Here is an 11,792-nt window from a genome sequence, read left to right as displayed (position 1 = left end):
AATTAGAAATTAACGTTCAGGCCGAAAATGAGTGTCTTCTGTACCGGGTAAGCTTCCTCACGTTGTGAGTAACCGGTTTCGGGATCCATGAACTTCAGGTCGCTGATGGTGAACAGGTTCTGCCCGGAAACATAGAACCGCAAAGATTGCATATGGATCCTGTTAGAGAGGGAAGAAGGTAAGGTATAACCCAGTACGCCTGTTTTTAACCGGAGGAAGCCGGTGTTCTTCATCCATATGGAGGAAGACATCGGGCCAAAACCATCACCATTCAAAGGATTGGTGGTATTGTTGGTATTCTTGGAGGCATAGGCACGCGGGTACCTTGCATCCTGATTATCCGGTGTCCAGCGGTTGTTATAATACTCGTAGGAAGTATTGGTGTTATTGATGCGGAAAGGCACGGTTTGGTAACCCTGGGTGTTGAGACTGGCCAGTGCTGCTCCCTGGAAGAACAAGGTCATATCAAAACCTTTCCAGCTTGCAATGAAGTTGATACCGTAAGTGATCTGTGGATAAACAGGATAACCCACCACTGTTTCATCATTACCATCAATTCTGCCATCGCCGTTGATATCCGCATACTTCACATCACCCGGGCGCAGTGTGCCGAACTGTGTGATGGTATAACCATCCTGTGCATTGATAACGCCGTCTTTATTTACATCCTCCGCTGTGGTGAAAAGCCCCAGGGCTTTATAACCGAAAGGTGTATTCAACTGGCGGCCTGTTCTTCTGCGTTCGGGATTGTTGTAAGTAGCATTTGTTTCAAATACCTGCAGCAGTTTGTTTTTGGCATAACTGAAGTTACCATTCACACCCAGTTGGAGGCCGTTCCTTAATGTACGGGTGGTACCCAATACCACTTCAATACCCTTGTTCTCCATTGCACCGGCATTCTCCTGCGCAAGGCTCAAACCATATTCCACCGGAACGGTAATAGCAGGCGGTAATAACATGCCAGTTCTCTTTTCCCGGAACACATCCAGTTCAAAGTTCAGCTTGCCCTTCCACAGAGAAGCTTCCAGGCCGATATCTGTTTTGGTGGATTTTTCCCAGGTAATGTTGGGATTGGATTCTCTTGGAACGGCAGAGCCTTGTACCAGGTTGCCGGTACCAAACGCATAGGCATTGCCGAACAGGTTATACGCAGGCAGGTATTGGAAAGCCTGGCCGGCAAGGTTACCGGATTTACCCCAACTGCCGCGGAGTTTAAGATTGTCTACCCAGGTGATATTGTCTCTGATAAAACGTTCTTCAGAAAGCCGCCATCCTGCTGAGAAAGCAGGGAAGTAAGCCCAGCGTTTACCCGGTGCAAAGAAGTAATGGCCATCGTATCTGCCGGTAGCTTCCAGTAAATATTTATCGGCATAGGCATAGTTCAAACGATACACATAACCAATCTGGCTGCCGGTACCGGATGATCCGCCATTGTTGAAGTTCAGGCGGTTGGAAGTACCCAGGTCAAGCTCATCTACATTCACACTGAAACCACGCCTGGATGCAGAAAGACTGCTGCCTTTATTATTGCGTGCTTCCGCTACCAGCAAACCGGTAACGCTGTGATTCCCGAAGCTGTTCTTGTAATTCAGATAACCCTGGTAGGTGAAATTCTGGCCGCGGTTATAGCTTTGGCTGAGAGAGGTAATACCATCGCCCAGTAATGTTTTTGTATACGAAGCCGGTGTTGTGGCAGGATTGTACAGATAATAATAAGATGGGCGGCTCCATGTTTTGCCTGATGAATGGGTAGGGTCATAGCTGAAAGTACCCTTAATGCTTAATCCTTTTATAAAAGGCAATTGTTGCTCGATGGACAGGATGCTCAGCAGTGTGCTGGTATAGATCCTGTTGTAGGAACCGCTGTTCAGATCACCTGCAGGAGAGTAACCACCAGATTCACCCCACAATCCATTGCTGTAATAAATGGCTTTGGTGGGGATGTAAGAGATACCCTGTGGATTGGGGCTCGTTTGGTTTGTTTCTTCAGCACCATTCAGCGAAAGGCTTACTTTGGTAGTGTTGGTTGCGTTTACATCCAGTGAAATGTTGTAACTGTAACGCGTATAGTCCAGTGGTGCTGCAATACCCTTCTGATTATAATAGTTCAGCCCGGCATAATACTGTATTTTATCATTACCACCGGATAACTGCAGGTTATGATTCTGTTGCGGTGTGTTTAACCTTACCAGTTCCTTTTGTGCATTGCTGCTGGGATACCGGTCAGGATTTTCCGCATGAAGTTTATCGTAGTCGGCGATCAGGTCAGCTGCAAATTCAGGCTGCAGGCCGGAGTTGACATTGCCTTCGTTCTTGAGAATCATGTAATCCTTTGCATTCAGCATGTGTGGCGGTTGGGTTGGTCTTTGCCAGCCATAATAACTGCCGAGTGATAACCTGGGGGCTCCACTTTTTCCGCGTTTGGTAGTGATGAGTATTACACCGTTTGCACCACCGAGGCCATAAGGCGCAACAGCAGCAGCATCTTTCAATACGGTAACGGATTCAATGGCGTTGGGATCTACCTGGTTGATATTATTCCTGATAATACCATCGATCACAATCAATGCACCATTACTGCCTGTAGTGGCAATACCGCGTACACGGATATCCGGATTGTCCTGCCCGGGTACACCACCATTTGGTCTTGCACTGATACCTGCAACGCGGCCAGCGAGGGCAGCAGTGATATTGGGAACAGGTGCTTTAATGATCTCACTTCCTTTTACCGTGGAAATGGCGCCTGTGGCAGAAGTTTTATTCTGTCTGCCGTAACCTACCACCACTACATCGTTCAATGAAAAAGTAGCTTCCATCATTTTAACGGAGAGGGAGAAAACAGTACCTCCTTTGAGCACGTTGTGCTCTATTACCTGGCGTGTAAATCCGACGCTGGAAAAGGTGAAGGTATAGTCGGTACCAGCCTGAAGGCTGGAGAACCGGAATACACCATTGCTATCTGTCTGCGTGCCCGCAGTATAATTGGTTTGTAAGTTGGCTACCGTTACGGTAACATTGGAGAGTGGCGCGCCGAAAGTATTCTTAACAATGCCGGCCACATCCGTCTTCCCGCTTTGTGCCCATAATGTTACCGGCATCAGCAGGCCGATGAGGAGGCAGAAAAATGAGGAATAGGTAAATTTGTTCTTTCTCATACGTGAATTGTTTGTTAGGTGCAAAGCATCCCCAGGCCTTATTCCTGTGGAGGAATACGCAATACTGTCTGGTTGATGGAAATTAACGGGATGTTATTTCTTCTTTCTCATAATGTAAACGCCTTGTACTTTTTTCAGGCTCAGGTCGTGCATCAGCGAAATGTCTTTCAGAATTACATCTACAGAATCCTGATCAGAGAATTTCCCCGTGAAATAGCGGTTGCTTACTTCAGACGCCAGGTAGTTGATCTCAATGCCGTAGTAGCTGCTGAGCTGTTCAAATACCTGTGTGAGCGGCTGACCTCCGAAATTGTACCAGTCGGGCTTCAGGCTGGCCTTGCCTTTGCTGCCGGTAGTAACGGAGGCTTCCGCAAATTCAGGAGCGGTGGTTGATCTGACGCTCGCCAGGAATGTGTGTTTGTTATAGGTCAGCAGGTCTCCGGGCTGCAGATAATAATCTTTTCTGCTGTCTGAAGACTGTACCACCACTTTACCCGTAAGGAGATGTACTTTGATCACATCCGCCTGCTCTTCTGCAGTAACGATAAAGGAAGTACCCAGCACGGTGGTAGCGAGTGCATCGCTCATTACCGTGAAAGGATGTGAAGCATTCTGGCTGACGTTAAAAAGACCTGTTCCTTTTAAATACACTATACGGTTTTTGGTTGACATGAACTGGTTCCGGTATTCAACGGAACTTCCGGGGTTTAACTCAACAGTAGATGAATCCGGTAAGGTGAACATCATTTTCCCAGTGCCTGTGTTGAGCATTTTGAGCATGCCATTCCCTTCTTCCGAAACAGCCAATTGTGTGGCTTTTTTGCCGGGAGCCCCGATCAGGAAGAGGCTGATCACCAAAGCGATGCATGCTGCAGCAGCAACGCCCCATTTCAGCCTGCGGATGATGGTTTTCCGGCGGAAGAGAGTATGATGTAACGATCTGTATAAATGTTCGGATTGAGCGATATCCGGTTCACTGTGTTCCGCTTCAAATTCATGTTCGGGAAGCAGTTGTTCAACCGCTCCGGGATGTTCTTCTATATACCGGAGTATAAGCTGCCGTTCTGCCGCCGTGCATTCATTTTTCAGGAAACGTTCCAGTAACGCTTGTGTGATCATTTAATACGGATGTTATAATGTATACGTTTGATAATACCCGGTACCCTGACAAGGCATTAAATTATTTTTGAAAAAGCAGGAAAAAAACAATGAAGGAGAGGTGCTGCTTCAGGAATTTGAGTGCCCGGGAGATATGTGTTTCCACAGTTTTAACAGAAATAGAGAGGCTCAGGGATATTTCGCGGTAGCTCATTCCCTGGAAACGGTTCATTTCAAACACCTTTTTCTGCATAACGGGCATTTTGTTGAGCACGGCTGCCAGTGACCGTTTCAGGTCGTTTTCTTCCACCTGTTCGCTGACCGGGTTGAACCCATCCTCACCGGGGGCGGCAGCTTTGAGGTTTTCGAGGGAAAGGATCTTGGTTTGTTCTTTCCGGATCTGGTCTATCATGGTGGTGCGTACGATCCGGAAGAGCTGGGTGAGCAGGGGGATGTTCTCATCCAGCGTATGGCGATAGTTCCATAGCTTGAGAAAACTCAACTGCCTGGTTTCTTCAGCCAGGAAGGTAGAGTTGGTCTTTTTCAGCACATAATTATACACCCGCTGGTGGTGTTCAAAAAAAACAGCCTTGAATACAACTTCATCGCCGTTTTTCAATGAAATGATCGTGTCGTAACTGCTCACGGTGAGAGGTTATAGTTAGATTCCTGGGCAAATTATAAATTATTTGGGTTATAGGTTACAATAATTTATTATCGATAAAGGAGGAATCCTTCTAATTTTGCCCGGATCTATTTTCAAACTACATGCAGGATACCGGCGCAGAATCACTTTTATTGCATGCTATCCGCCAGGGTGACGAAAAAGCCCTGGAGATGGTGTTCTTACGTTATTACAACCTTTTAAGCCGTTATGCGGCAAGGTTACTCAAAAGTGAAGCGGACGGGCAGGAAGTGGCTGCTGATGTTTTTTTGACCTTCTGGGAAAAACGGCAATCCATAGAAGTGAAAGAAAGCCTGCGGCAATATCTGTTCGCCATGACCCGCCATCGTGCCCTGCGCCTCCTGAAAGCAAAGGACCGTGTGCCGGCTTCGCTGGAACTCACTAAAGAATACGAGATCAATGCCGAACCAGAGGAAGAAACCCCTGTTAGCACGGATCACCTGACCGCCTATATCAATCAACTTCCCCCGCAAAGAAGACATATCTTCCGGCTAAATAAAATAGAAGGGCTTTCTTACCCCGAGATTGCCCAAAGGCTGGGCATTTCAGAAAAAACAGTTAAGAACCATGTATACCGTGCCATGCTGCAGTTAAAGGAACTATCTGTAGTGCTTTTCCTCCTTTATTCGAGAGATAACATTTAGTTAATATAGGCGAGTGAGCCGCAGGACCCCTTTGATGTCTCTTTATCTATATGTCAAAGGAAAAAGAACTGGATTGGGACCTGATCTCTAAAATACAGGAAGGAACCGCCACACAGGAGGAATCTTTAAGATGGGAGGCGCTTACCCGCCAACAGGCAGCATATGCTGCATTGATCCCCTGGCTGCGCCGTGTACAGGAAGAGCAGCAGGATAAAAACTCTCCTTATTATGCCATGGATGCTTGGGAGAATTTCAAAACGAAACTCCCCGCCAAACAACCTGTCTTCTATTTATGGCCAAAAGCAGCAGCCATCGCGGCAGCGGTTGCGCTCATCTTCAGTTTGGGCTGGTGGTTATATCCTGCACCCGAAAAAACAGCTACTGCACTGCTCACTTATACTGTTCCTAACGGTCAGAGAAAACTTATTACACTGCCAGATAGCACGCAGATCTGGATCAATGCAGGCTCATTAGTTAAAGTGCCGGCTGAAGCCCCTTCCCGGGAGATCTATTTGGAAGGAGAAGGCTTTTTTGAAGTGCGGGAAGATGCTTCCCATCCTTTCATAGTGCATACCCCGGAAGCCACAGTTCATGTACTGGGAACTTCTTTTAATATAGAAGCTTATAACCAGGCCCCTGTTGCAGTAACGGTAGCAACTGGTAAGGTGCAGTTTTCCAATAAAAACGGCCAATCCATTACCCTCACGCAAAATCAACGCGCTATATGGATAGCAGGGGCATTTCAAACCACCGGAACGGATGCTTCCCTGTATAATGGATGGCGGCAAGGTGTATTGCAGTTCAATGACGACCCATTGCTAAAAGTGATTGCCACACTGGAACGCAGGTTTAATGTACCTATGAAAGTAACCGGGGTAATAGGGAAGGACCAATACTGCACAGCTAAGTTTGCTGCCGGGGAATCTCTTGATAACATCCTGGAAAGCCTACATCATATCTACGGATTAACAATCACCCGGAAAGAAGGCGCCATCTTCATTCAACCAAAGAAAAAATAAAACACCCGGTACGCATCGCCAAATGACATTACCGGGCATTCATTCAAATAAAATCAATTCAAAAGTATGAAAAAAAAGATCTACAGGATGCTATTTTGCCTGTTACTACTATGTGAGCAGTTAAATGCACAGGACACAGGCAGACTGAAAGTGAACCTGCAGGCAGACAATCAACCATTGGAAAGCATTTTTCGTTCACTGGAACAACAAACGGGTTATACGTTCGCATACAATAGCCGGGAAATAAAAGATAAACTGGAAGAGAAGTTCAGCCTTAAAGGAACGGACAGGTCTTTACCGGGAATACTTAATGAGATAACAAAACGTACCGGTCTTCAGTTTAAACAATCCGGCAGCATCGTATCCGTACAAAAAGGAACTGTACAAGCCGCGCAGGTGAAAGAAGGTAAGGTAAGCGGAAAGATTGTTGATGAAGAGAACGGGCAACCGGTATTTGGTGCTACCATCCGTATTGGTAACACAGGAACTACTACAGGTATAGACGGTTCTTTCACTATTTCCCTGCCAAAAGGAACTTATACCGCCACTGTGAGCAATATTGGTTATGGCTCCAAAGAGGTGAGCGGAGTAGAGGTGGATGAAAATAAAACCTTTGAGCTGAATGTAGTGATCAAAAGGAAAAAAGGGCAGCTGGCTGGTGTTACGGTAATGTCTTCCGCCAGGAAAGAAGGGGTGGCCGCTTTATACGCACGCCAGAAGAACACAGCAGAAATTTCGAATGGCATTTCGGCGGAACAGATCTCTGCCACACCAGATAAAAACGTAGGCGATGTGCTGAAGCGGATCTCAGGAGTAAGCACCAACGATAACCGCCGGGTAGTGATCCGCGGAATTGCAGAGCGTTATAATGTAGCGATGCTGGATGGTGTTACGCTCCCCAGTACGGATGTACAGGTGCGTGATTTTGAGTTCGACATTATTCCCAGCAACCTGGTAGATAATATCGTGGTGTCAAAAGGGTATACACCAGATATGAGCTTTGGCTTTGGTGGAGGATTGGTGCAGATCAACACGCTCACCATCCCCACTAAGAATTTCACCAATATCAACTTTGGGGCTAAATACAACGATGCCAGCACCGGAAAAGAATTCCTCGGGTACAAGCGGGGAAAGCAGGATTATCTTGGATTTGATGATGGAGGAAGAAAAGATCGCTTTCCTGATGACCTGTTTTACTTTCAGCTTGACCGCTATAGCCCGGGCAGGCCGTATGAAGATGTAACGCCTCCGGGATCAGGTCTTACGCCGATCACACCTGAAATGATTGCAGCGCAGAATGAAAAGATCGGCGGCACGGAACGCCTGGGTACGCGTATTTATAAAACCCGCCCATCGCAGAACTACCAGTTCAGTCTTGGAAGGACCTATAACCTGGGTAAAGGCCGGCTTGGTTTTGTTGGCTCAGTGAGCTACCGCAACGAACAGAATATTGATAATATCTCCCATTTCGAAAGAGGCAACTGGATAAAAGGAAACAATACTTACGATGCCAAAACAGGGAATGAGATCCATGAAACTGTAAGCAAACAATACAATTTTAATACTACCTGGGCAGCGTTGGTGAATGGTGGCTGGCAGACTAAAAACCATAAGATCATTACCCGGAATTTTTATTCCCGCGGATTTCAAAGCCGTTTCATCCGTACCGTAGGCTGGGGTAACGATATCGGCTACGGAGAGGATCCCGCTGTACTGGAAAACGACAGCCCCAAGTTTATAGAACTGCTGCAGAACAAACTCACCGGTGAGCACAGATTCGGACGTTTTGTAATAGACTGGAACCTGGCGAAGAACAAGATTGCCAATTACGAGTACGATGCGGTTGAAGCATGGTTAGGACCTGTAAAAACAGCTAACTCCACGGTGTATACACATGGTCCCAATAGCGTTACCGATCCGGGTGTAGGATCTTTTAACAGGGCACAGTACCTGTATGATGAGGATAACCTGATGGCAGACGCTGCACTCAGCTATCAGTTCAAAGTAGGCAACCAGGAGCAAAAGATCAAAGGTGGTTACCAATACCTGGAGCGCCATGGTAAATATGAGTGGGACATTCTGCCAATTGGTTCATTGAACCCCAACCGCTTCAGTGGCATCCCTATACATCAATGGTCTAAGTTTTTCGAATTTAAAGATCCTTTAAACGACATCTATTATTATCCCGGAAGTTTTTCTCTGAACAATTACGAGGGGAAAAACACCAATACAGCATTTTTTGGGATGGTGGACAATCGTATCCGCAAATGGTTACGGCTGGTATGGGGAATGAGGGTTGAATCATATGTATATGAAGAAATAAAGGACGCCACCAGTACTGTCAGCCAATCGCTGGAACAGCAGGCAGAAGCAAAAAGACGTTACGTGGACCCTGAAACAGGGGAGATTGTACACAAGTACCTGAATGCTGCTACCGAAGAGCAAAAATGGCGATACCTTCCTTCCGCAAACCTTACCATCACACCCCTGCAGGACCTTAACATCCGGGTTTCCTATGCGCAGTCCGTTGTAAGGCCTTCGCTGATCGAGAACTCCGGTTTCTCCCGCCTTAATCCAACCATCGGCCGCATTCAGCATAATATAGGCGTATTAACCACTGTTATTGATCACTATGATACAAAACTGGAATGGTATCCTGCTGCAGGAGAAGTAATATCAATAGGGTATTTCTACAAATATTTTAAGAACCCCGTGGAATTATACCTGGATGTTACCAACTCAAGCCAGTCGATTGATGCCATCACGGGTAACTCAGACTGGGCTAAAATTAAAGGTTTCGAATTCGACATTCGCAAAAGCCTCGGCTTTTTATATCCCGGATGGAAACCGCTGCAAAACATATATCTGAGCGGTAACCTTACACTGCAGAATTCAGAAGTGCAGGCCAGCAGGTTCGAGTATAATACCTTCGGTGAAGGTGGTTATGATAAAGAAGAATTAAACTATGCATACCGTAAAAAAACACTGCTGAAAGAAAAACGTCCGCTGTACGGCCAGGTGCCCGTTCTGTATAATGTAGGTTTATTGTACAATGATAGCCGGTTAAGTTTGAATGTGGTATTCAATCACATGGGCTATAAAACCTTTACAGTGGGTATGAAGCCGGAATATGTGGAATATGAACGCCCGCGTAGCCAGACGGATGCACAGATCAGTTATACTTTCCTCAAAAGCCGGGCATTAAAAGTGAAACTGAACATGAGTAACCTGTTTGATAATCCTTATCGTTTTTATATCAATTCCGGCAGCACCTATAAAGAGAAGGATAATATGCAGAATGTGTATGGTTTCACAGAGTGGTCCGAGCGCTACGAATGGAAATTTGGTTTTTCTGAAAAGTATGAAGAAGGATATTATGAAACTTCTGCAGATGGAAAAACGAAGACCCGTATCGGGGATATAGACACCTTTAAAAGGAGGGTGGGCCGTTCTTTCAGTTTCTCTGTTTCTTATTCATTTTAAAACCAGCAACATGAAATTTATATATACATGTATTACCGCCTTGATCCTGCTGTCTGCCTGCCAGAAGGACGACAATTTTTTTGTAAAAGATGAAGCATTTGCCGTTACAACCAGTGGCTTCAATGGCAGCAGCAGCCCCCTGGAGCTAACGATAGACACATTGCGATTTGACTACCTTATTGCAGCCGGCGAAAGTTTTAACCGTACTGATAAATACACCTTTCCTCCGGGAAAGGACAGTGTAAAGATGACCATTAAAGAAAAAGAAACCGGTAAGTCCATTTATGAAAAACAGGTAAAGAGAGGCGAGTACAGCGTAACGCTCCAGTTGATCTATGTGGGCGGCAAGCTGATCGAAAAGCCAGCTGCACCGGCTGCTAATCCGGAAGGTTTCCGGCTCGTGAGTTACCTGTTCCTGCCTAACGTTACCGGTTACACAGGAGATATAGACATTGTTTACATTAAATATTACGATGTGGTAGAAAACGGAAGGCTGGTACGTGAAAAGGAAGAAGAACTCACAAGGATCACTATAAAGCCTTATGTATTCTCTGAATTTATGAAAGCAGCTATTTTCCAGGGTGGCCGGCATGAAATAGATGGGAAAGTCTATTTTATAAATCCGGATGTAAGGGCCTTCAGATCAGGCACCAATATCCGCTATTACGAAGATGCAGGATTCACCCTTCGCCAGGGTGCCAATTTACCTCTTCCGAATAGTGTTAAACCACAGGTAGTTGGTATAGCAGAACTGGGAGACGGAGGTAATAGCACGGTTATTAATAACTACCAGAGGATAAACTTTTAAATTGATTTTATGATAAGAAGATATATACAGGCATTAGCCATATTGGCGCTGGTAGCCTGCAACAAGGAAATAGAAACAAAAAAAGCGATCAGCGTTACCATTCACGGGTATAACATCAGCGATATGAAGCTGGAAGTAGCGGTGGATACAGTGGTGTTTGATAAAGATGTACTGCAGGAGAATAAAAGGATCGGTTTCAGCAAGGTATATCCCTATTTTGGAAATAAAAAAGAAGCCATCCTGCATGTTAAAGATCCGGTAAGCGGAAAAGAACTCTTACAGAAAGCGCTGCCTTTGTCCACCAGCCAGCTGGAGTATTTCTTTCCTTTAATAAACATTAACGGCAGCCTTATAGAGGTAACACCTCCCAAGCCAGATCCTGCCACCAATAAACTGGGTTTTTATATCTATTATCCTGAAAGCAATGACCCGATCGATATTCTAATGTATAATCCAAATACAGGCCAGCAGGTTTACCTGGCGCAAAATGTGATCCCTCAGACCTGGGTGTATACGGATTACTTACCTGTGGAAGGGTTTATGGATAAAAATGATGTGGGCAGCAGCACTATTTATTTCTTAAAAGCCGGAACACTGGATCAGTGGGCCTTTAACAATGACGAAAATCTCAGCAAGACCACCGCATTCAGCTGGTATCTCCCATACGAAAAATTCAACCTGAACAAAGTACAACCTTACTTTATCTTACCGCAACCCCAGGGCTGGGGGGCAGAGGAAGTACCGTTGTTTCCCATTCCAAGGGAATATTAATGTAGTAAAAATGGCCGGTTAGATGACTGGTCATTTTTATTTAGAATTTAAAAGCAACACTCGCCAGGGAATTCAGCTGCTTCCGGGCCGGGCCGCCAGGATTCCGGTATTCCTGATCCAAGATATTAT

Annotated in this window: 8 protein-coding genes; 5 read left to right on the top strand and 3 right to left on the bottom strand. The window is 45.7% G+C overall.

From position 1 onward, the window contains the following. Positions 1 to 2: 2 nt before the first annotated feature. From AAHN97_RS11805 to AAHN97_RS11795, 3 genes are all read right to left on the bottom strand, one after another. Complete coding sequence (locus tag AAHN97_RS11805) at positions 3 to 3,155, bottom strand: SusC/RagA family TonB-linked outer membrane protein (RefSeq protein ID WP_343307820.1); 3,153 nt, start codon at positions 3,153 to 3,155, stop codon at positions 3 to 5. 93 nt (positions 3,156 to 3,248) lie between these two features. Further along, a complete protein-coding gene (locus AAHN97_RS11800) occupies positions 3,249 to 4,274 on the bottom strand; it encodes a FecR domain-containing protein (protein WP_343307819.1) in 1,026 nt (341 codons plus the stop codon). A 61-nt stretch (positions 4,275 to 4,335) separates the two neighbouring features. After that, complete coding sequence (locus tag AAHN97_RS11795; protein ID WP_343307817.1) at positions 4,336 to 4,899, bottom strand: sigma-70 family RNA polymerase sigma factor; 564 nt, start codon at positions 4,897 to 4,899, stop codon at positions 4,336 to 4,338. Positions 4,900 to 5,021: 122 nt separating this feature from the next. Here AAHN97_RS11795 and AAHN97_RS11790 point away from each other — a divergent pair, with 122 nt between their 5' ends. The 5 genes from AAHN97_RS11790 (at position 5,022) to AAHN97_RS11770 (ending at position 11,663) form a co-directional block, all read left to right on the top strand. Beyond that, entirely contained in the window at positions 5,022 to 5,582 is a 561-nt protein-coding gene (locus AAHN97_RS11790; protein WP_343307816.1) for an RNA polymerase sigma factor, read from the top strand. Between the two features lie 50 nt (positions 5,583 to 5,632). Beyond that, positions 5,633 to 6,601 (top strand): FecR family protein, encoded by a 969-nt coding sequence (locus AAHN97_RS11785; RefSeq protein WP_343307815.1) that lies wholly within the window; start codon positions 5,633 to 5,635, stop codon positions 6,599 to 6,601. A gap of 66 nt (positions 6,602 to 6,667) precedes the next feature. Continuing rightward, on the top strand, positions 6,668 to 10,084 hold the full coding sequence (locus AAHN97_RS11780) for a TonB-dependent receptor (RefSeq protein WP_343307814.1): 3,417 nt from the start codon (positions 6,668 to 6,670) through the stop codon (positions 10,082 to 10,084). 10 nt (positions 10,085 to 10,094) lie between these two features. Next, complete coding sequence (locus AAHN97_RS11775; RefSeq protein ID WP_343307813.1) at positions 10,095 to 10,892, top strand: hypothetical protein; 798 nt, start codon at positions 10,095 to 10,097, stop codon at positions 10,890 to 10,892. 9 nt (positions 10,893 to 10,901) lie between these two features. After that, the gene (locus AAHN97_RS11770) at positions 10,902 to 11,663 is read left to right on the top strand and encodes a hypothetical protein (protein WP_343307812.1); all 762 of its coding nucleotides are present in this window, start codon (positions 10,902 to 10,904) and stop codon (positions 11,661 to 11,663) included. Positions 11,664 to 11,792 lie beyond the last annotated feature (129 nt).

It is taken from the genome of Chitinophaga niabensis (assembly GCF_039545795.1).
GTDB lineage: Bacteria > Bacteroidota > Bacteroidia > Chitinophagales > Chitinophagaceae > Chitinophaga > Chitinophaga niabensis_B.
This window is presented reverse-complemented; position numbering and strand designations above follow the sequence as displayed.

Bases quoted from the DNA above. Each gene is read 5' to 3' on its own strand.
- AAHN97_RS11775 (WP_343307813.1), top strand. From the start codon at position 10,095: ATGAAATTTATATATACATGTATTACCGCCTTGATCCTGCTGTCTGCC.
- AAHN97_RS11790 (WP_343307816.1), top strand. From the start codon at position 5,022: ATGCAGGATACCGGCGCAGAATCACTTTTATTGCATGCTATCCGCCAG.
- AAHN97_RS11770 (WP_343307812.1), top strand. From the start codon at position 10,902: ATGATAAGAAGATATATACAGGCATTAGCCATATTGGCGCTGGTAGCC.
- AAHN97_RS11785 (WP_343307815.1), top strand. From the start codon at position 5,633: ATGTCAAAGGAAAAAGAACTGGATTGGGACCTGATCTCTAAAATACAG.
- AAHN97_RS11780 (WP_343307814.1), top strand. From the start codon at position 6,668: ATGAAAAAAAAGATCTACAGGATGCTATTTTGCCTGTTACTACTATGT.
- AAHN97_RS11805 (WP_343307820.1), bottom strand. From the start codon at position 3,155: ATGAGAAAGAACAAATTTACCTATTCCTCATTTTTCTGCCTCCTCATC.
- AAHN97_RS11800 (WP_343307819.1), bottom strand. From the start codon at position 4,274: ATGATCACACAAGCGTTACTGGAACGTTTCCTGAAAAATGAATGCACG.